Source organism: Bacillus sp. ABA4_010, assembly GCF_056159105.1.
In genome coordinates, this window is the sequence record NZ_JBSWUN010000003.1 from 3,553,106 (window position 1) to 3,574,630 (window position 21,525).

11 protein-coding genes, 17 tRNA genes and 3 rRNA genes are annotated in these 21,525 nt (G+C 43.8%); 5 read left to right on the top strand and 26 right to left on the bottom strand.

Annotated features, from left to right (window positions below):
• Positions 1–85 precede the first annotated feature (85 nt).
• Positions 86–760, top strand: a complete 675-nt coding sequence (locus ACXAEO_RS18695; RefSeq protein WP_474883598.1) for a B3/B4 domain-containing protein — start codon at positions 86–88, stop codon at positions 758–760.
• 217 nt (positions 761–977) lie between these two features.
• On the opposite strand, the gene ACXAEO_RS18700 is transcribed toward ACXAEO_RS18695, so the two are convergent.
• The 21 genes from ACXAEO_RS18700 to ACXAEO_RS18800 form a co-directional block, all read right to left on the bottom strand.
• A tRNA-Gly gene (locus ACXAEO_RS18700) sits at positions 978–1,051 on the bottom strand.
• Positions 1,052–1,122: 71 nt separating this feature from the next.
• A tRNA-Leu gene (locus tag ACXAEO_RS18705) sits at positions 1,123–1,204 on the bottom strand.
• A 26-nt stretch (positions 1,205–1,230) separates the two neighbouring features.
• Positions 1,231–1,319: transfer RNA gene (locus tag ACXAEO_RS18710), tRNA-Leu, on the bottom strand.
• A gap of 11 nt (positions 1,320–1,330) precedes the next feature.
• Positions 1,331–1,405: transfer RNA gene (locus tag ACXAEO_RS18715), tRNA-Cys, on the bottom strand.
• 13 nt (positions 1,406–1,418) lie between these two features.
• Positions 1,419–1,493: transfer RNA gene (locus ACXAEO_RS18720), tRNA-Gly, on the bottom strand.
• 3 nt (positions 1,494–1,496) lie between these two features.
• Positions 1,497–1,571: transfer RNA gene (locus ACXAEO_RS18725), tRNA-Gln, on the bottom strand.
• A gap of 32 nt (positions 1,572–1,603) precedes the next feature.
• Positions 1,604–1,679: transfer RNA gene (locus ACXAEO_RS18730), tRNA-His, on the bottom strand.
• Between the two features lie 11 nt (positions 1,680–1,690).
• Positions 1,691–1,764: transfer RNA gene (locus ACXAEO_RS18735), tRNA-Trp, on the bottom strand.
• Between the two features lie 17 nt (positions 1,765–1,781).
• Positions 1,782–1,866 (bottom strand) — tRNA-Tyr (locus ACXAEO_RS18740).
• 17 nt (positions 1,867–1,883) lie between these two features.
• Positions 1,884–1,959: transfer RNA gene (locus tag ACXAEO_RS18745), tRNA-Thr, on the bottom strand.
• 10 nt (positions 1,960–1,969) lie between these two features.
• Positions 1,970–2,045: transfer RNA gene (locus tag ACXAEO_RS18750), tRNA-Phe, on the bottom strand.
• Positions 2,046–2,055: 10 nt separating this feature from the next.
• Positions 2,056–2,131 (bottom strand) — tRNA-Asp (locus tag ACXAEO_RS18755).
• A gap of 11 nt (positions 2,132–2,142) precedes the next feature.
• A tRNA-Met gene (locus tag ACXAEO_RS18760) sits at positions 2,143–2,219 on the bottom strand.
• Positions 2,220–2,229: 10 nt separating this feature from the next.
• Positions 2,230–2,305: transfer RNA gene (locus ACXAEO_RS18765), tRNA-Val, on the bottom strand.
• Between the two features lie 28 nt (positions 2,306–2,333).
• Positions 2,334–2,405 (bottom strand) — tRNA-Glu (locus tag ACXAEO_RS18770).
• Positions 2,406–2,428: 23 nt separating this feature from the next.
• Positions 2,429–2,520, bottom strand: a tRNA-Ser gene (locus ACXAEO_RS18775).
• 3 nt (positions 2,521–2,523) lie between these two features.
• Positions 2,524–2,598, bottom strand: a tRNA-Asn gene (locus ACXAEO_RS18780).
• Positions 2,599–2,607: 9 nt separating this feature from the next.
• A 5S ribosomal RNA gene (gene rrf, locus ACXAEO_RS18785) occupies positions 2,608–2,723 on the bottom strand.
• A 223-nt stretch (positions 2,724–2,946) separates the two neighbouring features.
• Positions 2,947–5,878: ribosomal RNA gene (locus ACXAEO_RS18790) — 23S ribosomal RNA — on the bottom strand.
• A gap of 330 nt (positions 5,879–6,208) precedes the next feature.
• Positions 6,209–7,758, bottom strand: a 16S ribosomal RNA gene (locus tag ACXAEO_RS18795).
• Together the 16S, 23S and 5S rRNA genes with 17 tRNA genes alongside form the textbook arrangement of a ribosomal RNA operon.
• A 537-nt stretch (positions 7,759–8,295) precedes the next feature.
• Positions 8,296–9,177: a nucleotidyltransferase-like protein gene (locus ACXAEO_RS18800; RefSeq protein ID WP_474883600.1), complete on the bottom strand. Its 882-nt coding sequence runs from the start codon at positions 9,175–9,177 to the stop codon at positions 8,296–8,298.
• A 189-nt stretch (positions 9,178–9,366) separates the two neighbouring features.
• Here ACXAEO_RS18800 and ACXAEO_RS18805 point away from each other — a divergent pair, with 189 nt between their 5' ends.
• The gene (locus ACXAEO_RS18805) at positions 9,367–9,726 is read left to right on the top strand and encodes a YgzB family protein (protein ID WP_474883602.1); all 360 of its coding nucleotides are present in this window, start codon (positions 9,367–9,369) and stop codon (positions 9,724–9,726) included.
• Between the two features lie 27 nt (positions 9,727–9,753).
• Here the strand turns inward: ACXAEO_RS18805 and perR are convergent, their stop codons facing one another.
• The 5 genes from perR to ACXAEO_RS18830 form a co-directional block, all read right to left on the bottom strand.
• Positions 9,754–10,194, bottom strand: coding sequence for a peroxide-responsive transcriptional repressor PerR (gene perR / locus ACXAEO_RS18810; RefSeq protein ID WP_474883604.1), 441 nt, complete (start codon positions 10,192–10,194; stop codon positions 9,754–9,756).
• A 501-nt stretch (positions 10,195–10,695) separates the two neighbouring features.
• The gene (gene bcp, locus ACXAEO_RS18815) at positions 10,696–11,163 is read right to left on the bottom strand and encodes a thioredoxin-dependent thiol peroxidase (RefSeq protein WP_474883606.1); all 468 of its coding nucleotides are present in this window, start codon (positions 11,161–11,163) and stop codon (positions 10,696–10,698) included.
• A 97-nt stretch (positions 11,164–11,260) separates the two neighbouring features.
• Positions 11,261–12,046, bottom strand: a complete 786-nt coding sequence (locus ACXAEO_RS18820) for an ABC transporter permease (protein WP_474883608.1) — start codon at positions 12,044–12,046, stop codon at positions 11,261–11,263.
• A gap of 3 nt (positions 12,047–12,049) precedes the next feature.
• Positions 12,050–12,841, bottom strand: coding sequence for an ABC transporter permease (locus ACXAEO_RS18825; protein ID WP_474883609.1), 792 nt, complete (start codon positions 12,839–12,841; stop codon positions 12,050–12,052).
• A complete protein-coding gene (locus tag ACXAEO_RS18830; protein ID WP_474883612.1) occupies positions 12,834–13,847 on the bottom strand; it encodes an ABC transporter ATP-binding protein in 1,014 nt (337 codons plus the stop codon). The genes ACXAEO_RS18825 and ACXAEO_RS18830 overlap by 8 nt, the downstream gene beginning before the upstream one ends.
• A 239-nt stretch (positions 13,848–14,086) precedes the next feature.
• On the opposite strand from ACXAEO_RS18830, the gene ACXAEO_RS18835 reads away from it, so the two are divergent.
• The 3 genes from ACXAEO_RS18835 to ACXAEO_RS18845 all read left to right on the top strand — a co-directional run bounded on the left by ACXAEO_RS18835 (position 14,087) and on the right by ACXAEO_RS18845 (position 21,423).
• On the top strand, positions 14,087–15,382 hold the full coding sequence (locus ACXAEO_RS18835; protein ID WP_474883614.1) for a glutamate-1-semialdehyde 2,1-aminomutase: 1,296 nt from the start codon (positions 14,087–14,089) through the stop codon (positions 15,380–15,382).
• Between the two features lie 303 nt (positions 15,383–15,685).
• Complete coding sequence (locus ACXAEO_RS18840) at positions 15,686–20,155, top strand: glutamate synthase-related protein (protein WP_474883616.1); 4,470 nt, start codon at positions 15,686–15,688, stop codon at positions 20,153–20,155.
• A gap of 179 nt (positions 20,156–20,334) precedes the next feature.
• A complete protein-coding gene (locus ACXAEO_RS18845; RefSeq protein ID WP_474883618.1) occupies positions 20,335–21,423 on the top strand; it encodes an FUSC family protein in 1,089 nt (362 codons plus the stop codon).
• Positions 21,424–21,525: the final 102 nt, after the last annotated feature.

The following is a 21,525-nucleotide window of genomic DNA, read 5'->3' on the forward strand; positions in this document are numbered from 1 at the left end:
AAAAAGCCCATAAGCTGTTTAATTCATTTTGAGTACAGCAACTATTATAATAAAGGATAACTCATGAATAAGGGAGCGTAAGTAAATGGAAGTTCGTATCAGTTCAAAAATTAGTGACGCAATTCCTGATTTTAAGGTGGGCATCATACATTATAAACATATTTCTGTAGGAACATCTCCTCAAATGCTAAAAGGAAGGCTGCGCTTATTTCAGGAATCTATCTTTTTCGATTTAGAGACAAAAAATCCTTCTGAGGTAGAAGGGCTGGCTGAATGGAGAAGGGTTTTTAAAGCCGTTGGAACGGATCCAAGCAAATACCGTCCTTCAGTAGAGGCCTTATTTAGAAGAATTCAAAAACAAACTTATCTTCCCTCTATTAATTCAGCCGTGGATCTCAATAATTTCTTTTCCTTGCAATATGAAGTTCCAATTGGAATCTATGATCAATCATCAATTGGAGACCATATTGAGATTACCATCGGAGAAGAAGAGCAACATTATAAAGCATTAAACGAAAGAACCATTTCTTTAAAAAATAAAATCGTTTCCTCTGATGAACAAGGGGCATTTGGCAGTCCGTATGTTGACTCAGAAAGAGCTCCTGTGACCGAGCATACTACAGAAGCGATTCAAATCGTCTATTTGCGCCCTTCTCTTTCCATGGATAAAGCAGAACAATTAACTACATCTTTAAAGGATATGTTTTTACAGATTCATGGTGGAGAAGCATCATGCTCCATCATAAAGAACGAACACTAATTGCTCTTTTATGACCATATTATTATTGAGCTTACCCATCTTCTACAACCTTGAAAAACGGAAAGCTCACTCAATAGCATCAAATAATAAGAGAAACCCCACTTCTCCTTTCTGGAATTACTCTACATTTTGAAGTGGGGTCTTACTGACCTAAATAAAAAAACGCAATGCCCCGTTTTTTCAGTAAAACGAAACACTGCGTTGTAAGCATTATGTATGGAGCGGGTGATGAGAATCGAACTCACGACATCAGCTTGGAAGGCTGAGGTTTTACCATTAAACTACACCCGCAAATTTTATCGTTTTTTGTCGAATGACAAACAAAAAATAAAACAGGTATCTCTCCTGTAAGAAAAGCCTGATACCGGTGGTCGGGGTCGAACCGACACTCCAGAAGGAACACGATTTTGAGTCGTGCGCGTCTGCCAATTCCGCCACACCGGCATGGTATAAGGCTATTTAAAAATTAATGGTGCCGAGGACCGGAATCGAACCGGTACGGTAGTCACCTACCGCAGGATTTTAAGTCCTGTGCGTCTGCCAGTTCCGCCACCCCGGCATTATAGTAAATGGAGGCGGCAACCGGATTCGAACCGGTGAGTAAAGGTTTTGCAGACCTTGGCCTTACCACTTGGCTATGCCGCCTTAATTTATATAATGGAGCGGAAGACGGGATTCGAACCCGCGACCCCCACCTTGGCAAGGTGGTGTTCTACCACTGAACTACTTCCGCAAATGGCTGGGCTAGCTGGATTCGAACCAACGCATGACGGAGTCAAAGTCCGTTGCCTTACCGCTTGGCTATAGCCCAATCATTTGAATAATATTATTTATCGAGAAATATGGGGCGATTGATGGGAATCGAACCCACGAGTGCCAGAGCCACAATCTGGTGCGTTAACCACTTCGCCACAACCGCCATATTCTTATTGGCAGGGGCAGTAGGAATCGAACCCACACCGGAGGTTTTGGAGACCTCTGTTCTACCGTTAAACTATGCCCCTATTTAAAAATTAAAAAATGGTGGAGGGGGACGGATTCGAACCGCCGAACCCGGAGGGAGCGGATTTACAGTCCGCCGCGTTTAGCCACTTCGCTACCCCTCCACATATTTTATTTCAAGTGGTGCCGGCGAGAGGACTTGAACCCCCAACCTACTGATTACAAGTCAGTTGCTCTACCAATTGAGCTACACCGGCATGTATTAAATGGTGGCTCGGGACGGAATCGAACCGCCGACACAAGGATTTTCAGTCCTTTGCTCTACCAACTGAGCTACCGAGCCTTCTTAAAAATGGCGGTCCCGACGGGACTCGAACCCGCGATCTCCTGCGTGACAGGCAGGCATGTTAACCACTACACCACGGGACCACCTTATAATTTGGTTGCGGGGACAGGATTTGAACCTGCGACCTTCGGGTTATGAGCCCGACGAGCTACCAGACTGCTCCACCCCGCGATAGTTAAAATGGTGGAGGATGACGGGATCGAACCGCCGACCCCCTGCTTGTAAGGCAGGTGCTCTCCCAGCTGAGCTAATCCTCCAGAGTACAGATTGAAGAATCTGTACATATGACCCGTACGGGATTCGAACCCGTGTTACCGCCGTGAAAGGGCGGTGTCTTAACCGCTTGACCAACGGGCCAAAATAATTAATAGATGTTTAAATGGCGGAGAGCAAGGGATTTGAACCCTTGAGGCGGCGTTGACCGCCTACACGATTTCCAATCGTGCTCCTTCGGCCACTCGGACAGCTCTCCTAATGGCTCCACAGGTAGGACTCGAACCTACGACCGATCGGTTAACAGCCGATTGCTCTACCACTGAGCTACTGTGGAATCATATAAGCCTGGCAATGTCCTACTCTCGCAGGGGGAAACCCCCAACTACCATCGGCGCTGAAGAACTTAACTTCCGTGTTCGGCATGGGAACGGGTGTGACCTCTTCGCCATCATCACCAGACATATTACATTATACACTATTCAGAAGAAATTTCAATACTTTTTTTAAAAAAGTTATTCCTTCAAAACTAGATAACTGCAGCTGAGTACTTGCTTTTCTTGATTTTCTAGCTATGAAAGCCAAATCGTACGGCTGTTTCGCTTCTTCTGTCTGAGACTAACGTCTCTTCCGCCAGAAGCTCCAACATCCTATCGATTTAAACGGGCTTTCTCCGCTTTTCGTTTAGGTTAAGTCCTCGATCGATTAGTATCAGTCAGCTCCACACGTCGCCGTGCTTCCACCTCTGACCTATCAACCTGATCATCTTTCAGGGATCTTACTAGCTTGACGCTATGGGAAATCTCATCTTGAGGGGGGCTTCATGCTTAGATGCTTTCAGCACTTATCCCGTCCGCACATAGCTACCCAGCGATGCCTTTGGCAAGACAACTGGTACACCAGCGGTGCGTCCATCCCGGTCCTCTCGTACTAAGGACAGCTCCTCTCAAATTTCCTGCGCCCGCGACGGATAGGGACCGAACTGTCTCACGACGTTCTGAACCCAGCTCGCGTACCGCTTTAATGGGCGAACAGCCCAACCCTTGGGACCGACTACAGCCCCAGGATGCGATGAGCCGACATCGAGGTGCCAAACCTCCCCGTCGATGTGGACTCTTGGGGGAGATAAGCCTGTTATCCCCGGGGTAGCTTTTATCCGTTGAGCGATGGCCCTTCCATGCGGAACCACCGGATCACTAAGCCCGACTTTCGTCCCTGCTCGACTTGTAGGTCTCGCAGTCAAGCTCCCTTGTGCCTTTACACTCTACGAATGATTTCCAACCATTCTGAGGGAACCTTTGGGCGCCTCCGTTACATTTTAGGAGGCGACCGCCCCAGTCAAACTGCCCACCTGACACTGTCTCCCACCCCGATGAGGGGTGCGGGTTAGAATTTCAATACAGCCAGGGTAGTATCCCACCGATGCCTCCACCGAAGCTGGCGCTCCGGCTTCCAAGGCTCCTACCTATCCTGTACAAGCTGTACCAAAATGCAATATCAGGCTACAGTAAAGCTCCACGGGGTCTTTCCGTCCTGTCGCGGGTAACCTGCATCTTCACAGGTACTATAATTTCACCGAGTCTCTCGTTGAGACAGTGCCCAGATCGTTACACCTTTCGTGCGGGTCGGAACTTACCCGACAAGGAATTTCGCTACCTTAGGACCGTTATAGTTACGGCCGCCGTTTACTGGGGCTTCGGTTCAAAGCTTCGCTTGCGCTAACCTCTCCCCTTAACCTTCCAGCACCGGGCAGGTGTCAGCCCCTATACTTCGCCTTACGGCTTCGCAGAGACCTGTGTTTTTGCTAAACAGTCGCCTGGGCCTATTCACTGCGGCTCTCTCGGGCTTGCACCCTATCAGAGCACCCCTTCTCCCGAAGTTACGGGGTCATTTTGCCGAGTTCCTTAACGAGAGTTCTCTCGAACACCTTAGGATTCTCTCCTCGCCTACCTGTGTCGGTTTGCGGTACGGGTACCTCCCACCTCGCTAGAGGCTTTTCTTGGCAGCGTGAAATCAGGAACTTCGGTACTTTATTTCCCTCGCCATCACAGCTCAACCTTACGAGAAGCGGATTTGCCTACTTCTCAGCCTTACTGCTTGGACGCGCATATCCAACAGCGCGCTTACCCTATCCTTCTGCGTCCCCCCATTGCTCAAACGGTGGGGAGGTAGTACAGGAATATCAACCTGTTATCCATCGCCTACGCCTTTCGGCCTCGGCTTAGGTCCCGACTAACCCTGAGCGGACGAGCCTTCCTCAGGAAACCTTAGGCATACGGTGGATGGGATTCTCACCCATCTTTCGCTACTCATACCGGCATTCTCACTTCTAAGCGCTCCACCAGTCCTTCCGGTCTGACTTCACCGCCCTTAGAACGCTCTCCTACCACGGACATCGTAGATGTCCATCCACAGCTTCGGTGATACGTTTAGCCCCGGTACATTTTCGGCGCAGAGTCACTCGACCAGTGAGCTATTACGCACTCTTTAAATGGTGGCTGCTTCTAAGCCAACATCCTGGTTGTCTAAGCAACTCCACATCCTTTTCCACTTAACGTATACTTTGGGACCTTAGCTGGTGGTCTGGGCTGTTTCCCTCTTGACTACGGATCTTATCACTCGCAGTCTGACTCCCAAGAATAAGTCTTCGGCATTCGGAGTTTGACTGAATTCGGTAACCCGTTGGGGGCCCCTAGTCCAATCAGTGCTCTACCTCCGAGACTCTTATCTTGAGGCTAGCCCTAAAGCTATTTCGGAGAGAACCAGCTATCTCCAGGTTCGATTGGAATTTCTCCGCTACCCACACCTCATCCCCGCACTTTTCAACGTGCGTGGGTTCGGGCCTCCATTCAGTGTTACCTGAACTTCACCCTGGACATGGGTAGATCACCTGGTTTCGGGTCTACGACCACATACTCATTCGCCCTATTCAGACTCGCTTTCGCTGCGGCTCCGTCTCTTCAACTTAACCTTGCATGGGATCGTAACTCGCCGGTTCATTCTACAAAAGGCACGCCATCACCCGTTAACGGGCTCTGACTACTTGTAGGCACACGGTTTCAGGATCTCTTTCACTCCCCTTCCGGGGTGCTTTTCACCTTTCCCTCACGGTACTGGTTCACTATCGGTCACTAGGGAGTATTTAGCCTTGGGAGATGGTCCTCCCAGCTTCCGACGGGATTTCTCGTGTCCCGCCGTACTCAGGATCCACTCAAGAGGGAACGAAGTTTCAACTACAGGGTTGTTACCTTCTTCGACGGGCCTTTCCAGGCCTCTTCATCTACTCCGTTCCTTTGTAACTCCGTATAGAGTGTCCTACAACCCCAAGAGGCAAGCCTCTTGGTTTGGGCTAATTCCGTTTCGCTCGCCGCTACTCAGGAAATCGCAATTGCTTTCTCTTCCTCCGGGTACTTAGATGTTTCAGTTCCCCGGGTCTGCCTTCCATACCCTATGTATTCAGGTAAAGATACTGTTCCATTACGAACAGTGGGTTTCCCCATTCGGAAATCTCCGGATCAAAGCTCACTTACAGCTCCCCGAAGCATATCGGTGTTAGTCCCGTCCTTCATCGGCTCCTAGTGCCAAGGCATCCACCGTGCGCCCTTTCTAACTTAACCTTGTTACGGCAAAAGATTAGCGTCGAATTTCTTCGTTGATTTCGATTCTCCGCTGCTCACGTATAGAAATACGCTGTGCTGCTCGAATCTTCATCGCCTCGAACTTCTCGCTTCTCTTTTCCCTTTTGTTTTTAAACAAAGGATTTTTGTTTAGAAAAGCTTTCACTTTCCTCAGCTATTACTGTTATCTAGTTTTCAAAGAACAACCATGCACCACTTGGTGCATTTGATATTGAAGGATGAACCTTCAAAACTGAACAAAACGTTTTCGTCAACGATTCTTACTGTCTAGCTACGGCATACGCCTTCGCTTTTCTTAGTAATCCTTAGAAAGGAGGTGATCCAGCCGCACCTTCCGATACGGCTACCTTGTTACGACTTCACCCCAATCATCTACCCCACCTTAGGCGGCTGGCTCCTTACGGTTACCTCACCGACTTCGGGTGTTGCAAACTCTCGTGGTGTGACGGGCGGTGTGTACAAGGCCCGGGAACGTATTCACCGCGGCATGCTGATCCGCGATTACTAGCGATTCCGGCTTCATGTAGGCGAGTTGCAGCCTACAATCCGAACTGAGAACGGTTTTATGAGATTAGCTCCACCTCGCGGTCTCGCGACTCTTTGTACCGTCCATTGTAGCACGTGTGTAGCCCAGGTCATAAGGGGCATGATGATTTGACGTCATCCCCACCTTCCTCCGGTTTGTCACCGGCAGTCACCTTAGAGTGCCCAACTGAATGCTGGCAACTAAGATCAAGGGTTGCGCTCGTTGCGGGACTTAACCCAACATCTCACGACACGAGCTGACGACAACCATGCACCACCTGTCACTCTGTCCCCCGAAGGGGAACGCTCTATCTCTAGAGTTGTCAGAGGATGTCAAGACCTGGTAAGGTTCTTCGCGTTGCTTCGAATTAAACCACATGCTCCACCGCTTGTGCGGGCCCCCGTCAATTCCTTTGAGTTTCAGCCTTGCGGCCGTACTCCCCAGGCGGAGTGCTTAATGCGTTAGCTGCAGCACTAAGGGGCGGAAACCCCCTAACACTTAGCACTCATCGTTTACGGCGTGGACTACCAGGGTATCTAATCCTGTTTGCTCCCCACGCTTTCGCGCCTCAGCGTCAGTTACAGACCAGAAAGCCGCCTTCGCCACTGGTGTTCCTCCACATCTCTACGCATTTCACCGCTACACGTGGAATTCCGCTTTCCTCTTCTGCACTCAAGTTCCCCAGTTTCCAATGACCCTCCACGGTTGAGCCGTGGGCTTTCACATCAGACTTAAGGAACCGCCTGCGCGCGCTTTACGCCCAATAATTCCGGACAACGCTTGCCACCTACGTATTACCGCGGCTGCTGGCACGTAGTTAGCCGTGGCTTTCTGGTTAGGTACCGTCAAGGTACCAGCAGTTACTCTGGTACTTGTTCTTCCCTAACAACAGAGCTTTACGACCCGAAGGCCTTCATCGCTCACGCGGCGTTGCTCCGTCAGACTTTCGTCCATTGCGGAAGATTCCCTACTGCTGCCTCCCGTAGGAGTCTGGGCCGTGTCTCAGTCCCAGTGTGGCCGATCACCCTCTCAGGTCGGCTACGCATCGTCGCCTTGGTGAGCCGTTACCTCACCAACTAGCTAATGCGCCGCGGGCCCATCTGTAAGTGATAGCCGAAACCATCTTTCAACCAAGGACCATGTGGTCCTCGGTGTTATCCGGTATTAGCTCCGGTTTCCCGAAGTTATCCCAGTCTTACAGGCAGGTTGCCCACGTGTTACTCACCCGTCCGCCGCTGACTTCAGGGAGCAAGCTCCCATCTGTCCGCTCGACTTGCATGTATTAGGCACGCCGCCAGCGTTCGTCCTGAGCCAGGATCAAACTCTCCGAAGAAATGTTTGAACTAGCACATGGATGTGCTGACATCGACGTTGTCACAGGACGTGACGTTCTTAGTCGATGTTCCTTGCTTTAAAATAAAAATTAAACGTTGACGTTTTGTTGTTTTGTTCAGTTTTCAAAGTTCACCGTCGCTCGCAAGCGACTTTCTTATATTAACATTTCGCATTTGTGAATGTCAATAACTTTTTGTTTCACTCATTCATCCGTTATCGCCTTAGCGACATTTAATAATTTATCATAAATAAAATATAAGGTCAACACTTTTTAGGGAAAGTTTTTTACAACGTAATATCTTCTTGAAATACTCGACAACACTTAATGTATCAATGCTCAAGAACATCTTGCAAGCAACCTGTGAAATAAAATACTTATTTCACCATTATAAAAATGTTATATAAAAAAACAACACCAACCACTCCCGGATACACAACATAAAGTACATCTTTAAACATCTCCAAAAAATTATAGCAGTTCCCCCCGGTCCATTCTACGAAACCAGAGAGAACTGCCATCTCATCTTATGTTCTGTTATTCTGTCTTGTCCATATCTACATAATAATAGCGATGGTACAAACCTTTCCCCTTTGTTTCAATGTTATGAACAGAAACAATTTCTTTTTCGACTAAAAATTCGAGCAGCAACCCTAAATCAATAGTATACGATTTAACCTCAGCATGATTCATAATATCCGCAAAAGGCCAAGGCTCGGTCCTTTCTGCCAATAAGTTCACTAAATGCTTCGTTCCACTCTCTTTACGCTCATTAATTAAAAATTCAATAGCAAGGAATAAAAGCTCCAGTCTTTTTTCAAGCGACTCTTCTCCCGTTATAAGTTCTTCATACAACTTATAAATTTGCGGTTCTATTTTTTTCACCTGATTCCAAACAGTCACTTCGGGATGAAATCCATGCTCCAACACTGAAAGACGACCCAAATGATGTAAAGCATGTACCATATGATTAACAGCGTCTAAATAATGTTTCGATTCATAAAAGTCTTTTCCTTCTTTAAATCTCCGAATCAACTTAGCGAACTCAATTCCCATTTTCCTTAACCGATCTTCATAAGGAAACGACTGTAAACGCTGCTTAAGCGACTCTACATATTCATTTCGATCAAATAACACCTTACCATTGAAGAGCCAATCAACCACTCTCCGATTAGTCCCATTTGAAATCCAGTCATACAGCAACTCCTCTGTCACTACACATAAACCTGCTGTCTCTTCTTTATACTCATAATGTTTAACAAACAGTAGATGTTCAGCTTCTTTAGTAATGACGAGTATGACCGCATCTAAATTGTCCGTCACTGGGGATTCGGACTTCTTTTTTTCAATTAATACAATCCCTAAAGTATCGGGATTCCCGGCACGCTCTTGATAAATTGGGCGCAGCACATGTTCCATTTCACATTTCCTCCAAAACCAATTTCACTTTTTGGTAGATTTACTTCATTGTACTGTATTTCTACACTCACGAACACAATACCTTTTTGTTTTTTTCTGCCAAATCCAGCGTTAAGTAGATGGTAATTTTTTTATAAAATGAAAGCGGATTATGTTATAGTTATACTTTAAAGGAGGGGCACTACTAACATGGCATTAAAATATTCGAACAAGATTAATAAAATACGAACTTTTGCTCTCAGTCTCATTTTCATCGGTTTTATCGTCATGTACGTTGGCATCTTTTTTAGAACAAGCATGTGGGTAATGACCATTTTTATGCTACTGGGCTTATTGTGTATCATCGCCAGCACAGTCGTCTATTTTTGGATTGGAATGCTGTCCACAAAAGCCGTTCAAGTTGTCTGTCCCACTTGCGGGAAACCAACAAAGCTGCTAGGCAGGGTCGACATGTGCATGCATTGCCGTGAACCGTTAACATTGGATCCTTCACTCGAAGGTAAAGAATTCGACGAAAAATACAATCAAAAAAACAAAAAAGAAAGCTGATAGCTCCGATGAGATGCTGTCAGCTTTTTAATGTTGTTGTTTCTTTTTGCAGTTAGGACATGTCCCGTAAATTTCCATACGATGATGACTGACATCAAATCCTGTGATATGAGCAGCCAACGCCTCTACTTCATCTAGACCAGGATAATGGAAATCCACAATTTTCCCACACATTTCACAAATCACGTGATAATGATCTGTCGTCACATAATCAAATCGACTTGAAGAATCCCCATACGTTAACTCTTTAACAATGCCTACTTCACGGAATACACGTAAGTTATTATAGACAGTCGCAACACTCATGTTAGGAAATTTACCTTCTAACGCTTTATAAATATCATCTGCAGTCGGATGTGACATAGAGTTTATTAAATACTCTAAAATCGCATGACGCTGCGGTGTAATCCGGACTCCCGTATTTTTTAACGCCTCGAGCGCCTCTTTTAACTCTTCGTGATGAGCCATCGTCATGCACCTCATTTCTTCTTTTAAATATTTATCGTCTATACAAATTATTATTTTATAATCGTTACAAATAGTCTACATGGATTTTTACATATTTGTCAACTTCTCTATTCTTAATTATAGTATGTACTCTCCCTCTCCTTTTTCATTCTTTTCCCTTCGTCTATCTTAATCTATATACATTTCACTTAATTATTCGATACATCTTCATTTAGTAAAAAGGTATGCACAATCGTTAATCCAGTCAACTTGAGTTCCCCCCTTAAAGGTTCACCTAAGCAAATGGCACCAATCCGCAAACAGGAGGGAGACACCCACTCCTTGGTTTTGTAGAATTTTTCAGATCGTTTTATATATTTACGTAACATAAAAAAAGAGGCGCGGAAAATTCCGCACCTTTATATGCTTAACACCTGAGGAGGTATGCCCTACACTCATATTGTACGCCACTACCCGCAAAGACGTTCTAGACGAACAACCAGTTTTGAAAACCTTTTCTGTTTACTCACATTCTTGAATAAACGCCAACGCTTCTTCTACGTGACCCTTCACTCGAACCTTCCGCCATTCTTTAACTAACAGTCCTTCTTTATCAATGACGAATGTAGAGCGTTCAATCCCCATATATTCTTTTCCAAAATTCTTCTTAAGTTTCCATACTCCATATGCCTCTGCCACTTCATGATTTTCATCCATTAACAAACGAAACGGCAACCCGTGCTTTTCAACAAATTTTTGATGTCTCTCTACCGGATCTGGACTCACACCAAGAATAACCGCATCTAACTCCGAAAATTGGTCGTGAAAATCCCGGAAATCACATGCTTCTGTCGTACATCCAGGTGTCATATCTTTTGGATAAAAATATAACACCACATACTTTCCACGAAAATCTCCTAATTTAATGGTCTCTCCTGTATGAGCCTGCACTTCAAAATTTGGTGCTGCTTGTCCAATTTGAGTTGTCATTTTGAATTCCTCCAATCTTAATCTTGTTCTTCCTTAAGCGTATCGAAAGCCCCTACCAAACACAACAATCGAAGTAGCTTCCTTTCGATACAGTCGATTAATTTCCAGCTCCTCTATATCGTTTAACACCGCTGTTCCATAGAAAAACGGAAAGAGTAAAGAAAATAAGACCCATAAACGGGGTTAAAAAGGAATAGCCATACCATTCTGTCCGCTCTAAAAAATAGGCGGACGGGTATACACCTACGAATGCAAACGGCAAAATCCACGTCAAAACATAACGAATAACCCGATTGTAAATGTCAACTGGATAACGACCATAGTTCCCAATATTATAGATTGTAGGCATAATGGACGTCCTCGCATCAGACCAAAATCCAATACTGGCAATCGAAACAAAGATTCCCGCATATACGAGTGCCCCTCCTACTACAAATAGAACAAAAATGAAAGGATCGTACCAATGAAAGCTTAACTGAAGTTTTGAAGCAGCGTACGCCATCACCACTATCCCAGTTACTGCACCAAATAACGATTCCAACTCCATTCGCTCCAGCACCACTTGAAATAAACTATGGATGGGACGAGTTAAAATTCGGTCCATTTCACCCTTCACAATATAGCGCTCGTTAAAATCCCATATATTGAAAAACGAAGCAAATAAGGCAAACGGCACTAAAAAGAAACCGTAGATAAAAATAATTTCCTCTCTTGACCATCCATTCAAAAACTGCGTGTGACCGAATACAACTAAAATAAAAATTAAGTTTACCCCTTGAAACAATAAATCAGAGATCATTTCCACAAACAGGTCAGCACGGTATTGCAGGCGGGTTTTCATGTACTGGGCGATATATTGAACAAACATAGATAAATAGAACATGCTTTACCCTCCTTGAATAACCATTCTTTTTTTAGCCGTATTCCACAGTAGATGTACAGGTACAAATAAGACAAGTGCCCAAACTCCTTGGAACAATAGAGCTTCTGTCATTTCATCCCCTGTAAATCCTTCTGTAAAAATCATACTCGGAATATAGCTAATTCCTTGGAAAGGGAAAAATTTCATAAATTCCTGTGCCCATAAAGGGTAAAAGCTAATCGGCAGCAACAGTCCAGAAAATAAATCAATTACGACTCGCTTTGCACGAATGAGCCCATCATTATTGAATAAAAAGAAGGTTGTAATACCCGTTAATAAGTTAATTTGTGTATTAATGATGAAGCTAAGAACGATCGATAAGCTAAAATAAAGCCACACAGACACATTCGCAGAAAAGTCAACCGGAAATAATAACGATACAATGACCATACCAGGCAATGAGAAAAAGATTAAGCGAAAAATTCCTTCTCCTAACCCTTGCATCGTCTTCATTCCTAAATAGCTATACGGTCTAATCAATTCAACTGCTACTTTTCCTTCTTTAATCTCCATGGCGATTTCTCGATCAATATTATTGAAATAAAAAGCCCGCGCCATCCACGACACTGCAACATATGTGGTCATTTGAATAATCGAAAGCCCTTCGATACTCTCTTTTCCGCCATAAATGGCCGACCAAAGAAAATAGTAGGCTCCAATGTTAATGCTATAAATTAAAATACCGCTGTAATAATTCGTTCGATAAGCCAGCATCATTAGAAAACGAATGCGGATCATCTCTAAATACTTAGCCACGAACAGCACCTTCTTCATAAATATTACGGATAATCTCTTCGGTTGACACCTCATTAATGCTAATGTCTTTAATTCCATATTGACCGACTATCCGGCCAATAAGGCTAGACATCGCGTCTTGTTCATTCTTTAAATGGGCTACCCATACATCTTTTCTCTCTCCGGGCATCCATACAGCCGTTAAATCTGCTGTTAATAGCTGCAATTCTTCTTTTGCAGGCGGTGTCGTAAATTCAAACACAATTTGCTTTCCTTCTCCCCATGTCGAACGAAGCTTTTGCAGAGCGCCATCATAAATGATATTTCCTTCATCAAGCATAATAACGCGATCACATAGTGCTTCAATATCCGAAAGGTCGTGAGTTGTCAGCAAAATGGTCGTATTGTATTTTTCATTAATTTCTTTTAAAAATTGACGAATCTTTAATTTTACCAATACATCTAAGCCGATTGTCGGTTCATCCAAAAACAATAAAGGCGGATTATGAATAAGCGCCGCTGCCAGTTCACACCTCATCCGCTGACCAAGGGAAAGCTTTCGAACCGGTTTGTCCAGCAGCGGTTCTATATCCAACGTTTGAATGACATGATTCATGTGCTCATTATATTGTTCATCAGATACTTTATACACTTTCTTCAATAGGCGAAACGACTCTTGAACCGCAATATCCCACCAAAGCTGAGAACGCTGCCCAAATACTACCCCAATGGTCTGCGCGAACTTCTCTCTTTCCTTATGCGGGTCCATTCCATTAACCATCACCCTACCAGATGTAGGTGTCAAAATTCCCGTCAACATCTTGATTGTCGTCGACTTACCTGCCCCGTTTTCTCCAATATAACCGACCATTTCTCCTTGCTTAACCGTGAACGAAATGTCATCAACAGCAGGAAGTACTTTATAATTCCGGGTAAAAAGATCACGAAATGCCCCTTTTAACCCTGATCGACTGGAATAGGATTTAAATTCTTTTCGCAGCCCTTCTACTTCTATCGCATTTTGCATTGTATTTCCCTCCATGAATTTCAACCATAAAGTCTAGTTTATACAATAGTGGACCACTTTCACAAATACTATGCCCTAAAAAGATGGCATCTGCTACTAACAGGCTTATTGCAGAACAAAACAGACATAAATGATGATTTTGACACAGAAATTTTTAAACAACGAACAAAGTCTGCTAGAATAAGAAAGTCAACAAAAATACATGAACTGAACCATCCATTTTTCAGGGAGGATTTAAGATGAATTTTACTAAATCAGAAGCCATCCATCAGGAAGCACTTCAACATATAGTAGGCGGGGTTAACAGCCCTTCTCGTTCGTACAAAGCCGTCGGTGGCGGATCACCGGTTGTGATGGAAAGAGGAAAAGGTGCCTACTTCTGGGATGTAGATGGAAACCGCTACATCGACTACTTAGCGGCTTACGGGCCCATCATTACAGGACATGCTCACCCTCATATTACAAAAGCGATTCAACAAGCGGCGGAAAACGGCATCCTTTACGGAACGCCTCATGCTCATGAAGTGATATTTGCTAAAATGCTGAAAGAAGCAATACCTGCAATGGATAAAGTACGTTTTGTCAATTCTGGGACAGAAGCAGTTATGACGACTATCCGCGTTGCCCGTGCTTATACAGGCCGCGATAAAATCATTAAGTTCGCTGGTTGCTATCACGGCCATTCAGACCTCGTACTTGTAGCTGCTGGTTCTGGGCCTGCTACTCTTGGCACACCAGATTCCGCTGGTGTACCGAAAAGCATCGCACAAGAGGTCATCACTGTTCCATTTAACGACATTACGCCATTCAAAGAGGCGATGGAAAAGTGGGGAGACCAAATTGCAGCTGTACTTGTGGAGCCAATCGTCGGAAACTTCGGTATTGTGGAACCTGAACCGGGCTTTTTACAGGAAGTGAATGATCTTACTCACGCAGCAGGTGCCCTCGTCATTTATGATGAAGTGATTACGGCATTCCGCTTTATGTACGGCGGTGCCCAAGATTTACTCGGCATCAAACCGGATTTAACTGCATTAGGAAAAATTATTGGCGGTGGCCTGCCGATTGGCGCTTACGGGGGACGAAAAGAAATTATGGAAAAAGTCGCCCCATTAGGTCCTGCTTATCAAGCTGGCACAATGGCTGGCAACCCTGCTTCTATCTTGGCGGGTATCGCTTGCTTAGAGGTACTCCAGCAAGACGGCGTATACGAGCATTTAGATCGCTTAGGCGCGATGCTTGAAGAAGGCATTTTACAACACGCTAAAACGCATGGTGTTCCAATTACAATTAACCGATTAAAAGGAGCTTTAACGGTTTATTTTACAACAGAAACGGTGAAAAATTATGAACAAGCCGAAAATACGGACGGAGAAATGTTCGCGAAGTTCTTCAAACTTATGCTCCATCAAGGTGTGAATCTCGCTCCATCTAAATATGAAGCATGGTTCTTAACAACTGAACATACAGAGGAAGATATTTCTTCCACCTTAAAAGCGGTAGAACATGCTTTCCGCCAATTAAAAAACGAATAATTATACATCTTTCATATAAACGGGAGCCCTTTACACTCTCGTTTATTTCCTCTTTTTAATGAAAGCGTTCTCTAGAAATGTTGCGAAACTCCTTTTATTTCATAAAAAACTTTTCTCCTTTTGTATACAGTATCCAAATATTTGAATAAATAATTGAATTTTTTACCTTTGCGTGATAACATAATACTTATTGAATTCAGAAAAATTAAAACATTTAGTTTCCCCTAGATGTTTAATGAATATAGCATGATTTGATGGAGGTGAGCGGCGAAAAGTGTACTTCTTACACTTTGTGCCAAAGATATGCAAACAACGTGGACCCCAAGTTTATTTAAAAACTACCATCACCATGAGCATGATGCATGCGGAATTGTATCAGTCATTGAAAAAACAAAAAAACCGACAAAAGCCAATATCGATACCTGTATTGATGCGTTAACAACCATGAACCACCGTGCTGGATTTGTCAATGACGAAGGTGACGGAATTGGCCTCCACATGGATCTTCCGAATTCCCTATGGAAAGAAAAGCTATTCCAAGCGGGACTCGATACAAGCTTAGCAGATGCTCCTTCTTTTGTGGTTGGACATATCTTTATCTCCAGACACACTAATGTAACCGATGTCAAAGCAAAACTGCTCTCTCTTTTTTCCAAGCATGCTTTTACATTCCTATATGAGTCTACTCATGCCGTTAACCCACAAGTATTAGGTCCCCTCGCCCGGAATGAAGAACCTTATTTCTGGCAATTTGCCTTGACGGCAGACCAATCTGAAAATTTGTCAAAAACATTATTCGAATTAATGATTGAAATAGAAGAAGACGAGCATGTGCACGTCGCTTCTTTAAGTAATTCCTACGTTGTCTACAAAGTCATGGGAGCTGGCAATACTTTACGTCATTTTTATCTTGATCTTCAAAACCCTCTCATCGCATCAACCATGACATTAGGACATAATCGCTATTCTACCAACACATTGACAAGCTTTTTTCGTGTGCAACCATTCAGCTTACTTGGACATAATGGAGAAATTAATACCATTGCCAAACTGCGCGATGAAGCAAAAATGATGAATGTTCCGTTAACAAAAGGCGGCAGTGATTCACAAGATTTAGACCGAATTATTCAAACATTAATTGCTCGTGAAAATTATTCTTTATTTGAAGCAGTTGATATTTTGTTCCCTCCTATCATAAATGAAATTAAATCATACCCTTCACACCTGCAAAATTTGTACACATATATTCGAGAAGGCTGGGGCCACTTTGCCCAAGGACCTGCTGGCATTATTTCAAGATACGGAGATGAGGCGGTCTTTAGTGTAGACGCTCTTGGTTTGCGTCCGCTATGGAAATTGGAAACAGCTTCTTCTTACCTGTTTTCTTCGGAGCCCGGGGTTATTCCAAACCATTTCTATGCGGCAGAACCAAAACCTTTAGCACCAGGAGAAAAAGTTGGTCTTAAGTGGAACAATGAAGGCAACATGGACGTTTACTACTACTCTGCGTTGCAAGAGGAAGTATATAAACGGTTCGCAGCACGCATTCCGTTAAATAACGAAGCGGAACGCCTAACACCTCCAACCTACGAAAAACCACCTATCGAAACAGGCATGCCTAAAGTCTCGAATGGGCAATATGCAGCGTTCGGCTGGGATCGCGAACATATTCAACTACTTGAGCAAATGGCGGAAAAAGGAGCAGAACCTATCCGTTCACTCGGTCATGATGCACCACTGGCAGCTATTGACTCTTCACGCAAAAATTTGGCTGATTTCATTAAGGAAAGTGTGGCGGTTGTTACAAATCCGGCAATTGACCGCGATCGCGAAACCGAACATTTTTCAACCCGCACGATTATTGGCAAACGTCCTTCTCTAACAGGTCATGAGCAGGAAAGCTATGTGGTGGAACTTTCATCTCCTCTATTAATTGAAGGAGAAACCGGTTATAAGTGCTCCTCCACGCTGGAGCAACCTTCCTATCATCAACTCGTTCATGCTTATGAATCTAGGAAACTCACTCATTACTTATCAGCAACCTTCACCGAACAGGAATCTTTAGAACAAGCACTAGAACGCCTGAAAAACGAAGCGATTCAGGCTGTACAAGACGGAAAAACATTGGTAATCATTGATGATACAAACGCCCATCAAGACGGATTTTTATGGATAGACCCGCATCTTGTGACGTCCGTTATTGACCAAGCGCTTGTTCAAAAGCAACTTCGTCGAAGCTGTACATTATTGCTTCGCTCAGGTGCAATTCGTTCTTTGCATGATGTGATTGTCGCTTACGGATTAGGAGCGAACGCTATTAGCCCTTATCTGCTATTTGCGACAGTCAGCGAAGAAGACCCTCAACCTGTTATTAATTTATATCAATCCCTTGTAAAAGGATTGGAGAAGGTCATTTCAACCATTGGAATTCACGAACTAAGAGGATATGGTCGACTTTTTTCTGCCATTGGTCTTCACGAAGATATTGCCTCTCTGCTGAATATTGTGAATTTCTTTGGATCGGCTGAACTGGAGTATGACCTTCATGCCTTAAAAGAAGATGCCATCGCAAGAGCGGAAGATTTTAGCAACGAAAAAGCAAGACTCAGAAAAACATTCCACCTATTTCCACGGGTATGGAAAGCAATTGGGGAAGTCGCCCAAACAGGTTCATACGATTCATACCGTGAAAAGTTAACGGAACTGGAAGAAAATCAGTCTACCACCATTCGTCACTTAACAGATTTAGTTCCTGGAAACACCACCACAGCACCAGAAAACGTCGATATTGGGGTCGGTGAACACAGTTTGCCGTTTGTCATTGCCTCCATGTCATTCGGTTCTCAAAATGAAATTGCCTTCCGCGCGTACGCCGAAGCGGCTAATCGCTTGAATATGGTCAGCTTAAATGGAGAAGGCGGAGAAATTAAAGATATGCTCGGCAAATACCCCCGCACAAGAGGGCAACAAGTGGCTTCGGGACGTTTCGGAGTAAACGCAGAGCTGTTGAATTCTTCTAATCTATTAGAAATCAAGATAGGGCAAGGGGCAAAACCAGGAGAAGGCGGACACTTGCCGGCTTCTAAAGTAACAGCCAAGATCGCTGAAGCACGAAATGCGACAATTGGGTCTGATTTAATTTCGCCGTCTAATAACCATGACATCTACTCTATTGAAGATTTAGCTCAAATGATAGCAGAGCTTAAAACGGCCAATGACCAGGCCAGAGTGGCAGTCAAAGTACCAGTCGTACCAAATATCGGGACAATCGCTGTCGGGATCGCTAAAGCCGGAGCTGATATCATTACATTAAGCGGGTTTGACGGCGGAACTGGGGCTGCACGGATTCATGCCCTGCAATATGTAGGACTGCCAGTTGAAATTGGAGTAAAAGCTGCCCATAATGCACTATTAGAAGCCGGACTTCGTCAACAAGTCGAGATTTGGGCAGATGGCGGGATTAAAAGTGCGCTTGATGTTGTTAAAGTAATGCTGTTAGGAGCAAACCGAGTTGGCTTCGGTACCCTTTCGATGATTGCAATTGGCTGCACGACCTGTCGCGGCTGTCATCTAGATACTTGCCATGTTGGAATTGCGACACAAATCGAATCAGAAGCACAAGCCAAAGAGCATGGACTTCGCCGATTTGTCCCTCGTCAGCTTGACGGAGCTGTTCAAGGATTAATGAACTTATTTACCGCCTTTGGTGAAGAACTAAAAATATTGACAGCACACCTCGGGTTTGAACGCCTACAAGATATTGTCGGACGTTCTGATTTGCTTACCCAAGCACGCGGCAAAGAACGAATGGATTTAACACCTTTACTGAAAATATTAGATATCCAGCCTTTTGCTCAGCATGAAATTGCCGCAAGCAGCGAACAACCGCGACTAAGCGCAGCTGTCGGAGCAGAATATTTAGATTTTGATGTTACTAACTTAGGAAAATCACGCGAATATGAAGCTGTGACGTCTGAACAGCGTATTCTCGGAAGCCGCGTATCCTGCCACCGTGTCCGCAACCGTTTGGACGGCTCTTACCGTACTCTTCCAACCATTAAATTACAGTACAAAAAGGGCTCCATTCCAGGAAACGGACTAGGCGCTTACAATAGTACTGGCATTGATATTGAAGTAACGGGCGGAGCTCAAGACGGAACAGGTAAAACATCCATTGGCGGAAATATTTTTGTCTTTAAATCAAAAGGAGCTGACGGAAACTTTTATAACGGTTCAGTCGGAAAAGGCTTTGGATATGGTGCCCAAAAAGGGCTGCTTGCTGTGCAAGGCGACGCTGATGCAAGAGCTGGTATCCGCCTGTCTGGTGCAGACATGATCATTGGTGGAAAGATCCAGCGTGCTATTCCAGAAAAAGAGTACGGCAATATTGGTGGGAACGCCAATATTAAAGGCTTTGCGTTCGAATACATGACAAATGGAAGAGGACTCGTATTAGGCGACCCAGGCCCTTGGATTTGTGCAGGTATGACAGGCGGTGTCGTATATTTGCGACATCAGCCGAAACTAGGCTTAACAAAAGAAACATTACAGCGCCGAATTGCAAAAGGAGCGAAAGTAAACATTCTACCATTAAATGAAAAAGGAAAAAGTGATGTAACCGAACTTTTAACGATTTATCGAAACGCGCTGCAAGCACATGGTCAAGAAGAAGAAGCGAAGGACATCGACACATTCTTACAGCAGCCGGAACAGCACTTTCTTCAAGTCATTCCAACGAAAGAACAAGCAGACCCTTCTGTTTCAACAGAATGATCCATCTCGTTCAAGTAGTCGAGAACACTCGAAAAATCCCGCAATTTCGCGGGATTTTTCTTTTTTATTCTCTTGATATCAAACCTTAAACCTTGTATATTATGTTATTGTTTACTTTAAATTTAATGGGATAATAATTAACTAAAGATTATTTTAGAGGAAAGGAATTTTGACCTTACATGAAACTAGGTGCCCGCATTTTAAAAACGGGAATTGCCATCACCCTTGCGATTTTATTAGCACAGCAGCTGAACTTGCCTTCTCCAGTTTTCGCCGGGATTGCTGCTATATTTGCTATTCAGCCATCTATTTATCGTTCTTATTTATCAGCACTGGAACAATTCCAATCAAACGTAATTGGAGCCGTTTTAGCTATTATATTTGTCTTAATTTTTGGCAACAATCCGTTCATCATCGGGTTAACAGCCGTCATTGTCATTGCGATTAATTTGAAGTTAAAAATCGAAAATACGATTGGCTTAGCACTTGTCACAGTAATTGCGATCATGGAAAACACGAGTGAACAATTCGTCGAGTTTGCCATCATCCGCTTTTTGACTATCATGCTGGGCGTTTTATCGGCGTTTGTCGTCAACCTCGTGTTTCTTCCTCCTAAATATGAAACAAAGCTTTATTATAAAATTGTTCATACAACCGAGGAGATTATTAAGTGGACACGAATGAATATTCGTCAAGCTTCTGAACATACGTTATTGAAAGAAGATATTGAGAAGATTAAAGAAAAAGTACAGAAAATGGAGCAACTATTTGCGCTCTATAAAGAAGAACGGACGTATAAAAAGAATAAGATTTTCGTTAAATCGCGAAAGCTCGTTCTTTTTCGTCAAATGATTGTAACAACGACACGAGCGCTGGAAACATTAAAGCTGTTACACCGTTTGGAACACGACATGCATCATATGCCGCAGACATTCCAAAACCTAATTAAATCAGAGGTGGATTGTCTATTAAATTATCATGAACAAATTATGCTGAAATTTGTTCGAAAAATTAAAGCACAATGCTCGGAAACGATGGTCAATGAAGTGTATAGTAGCAAACGGGCACTCATTAATGATTTCATGAAACATAAGTTATTTGAAGATGAAGAAGAAAACAAAATGGTTTATCACCTCTTCCCTCTCGTCGCAGCAATTGTTGAGTACAGCTCCCAATTAGAGCACCTCGACAAACTTATTGACAGCTTCCATAGCTATCATAAAGAAGTGAATGAATTTGATATTCAAGAGGAACAAGAGAACGAATAGAAACAGCTTTTTTCAATTTCTCCTTTCCCCAAAAATAATTCACACTATAAAAAGGCGGCCTTTATATCAGCCGCCTTTTTGCTATTTATCATCAAAAGACTC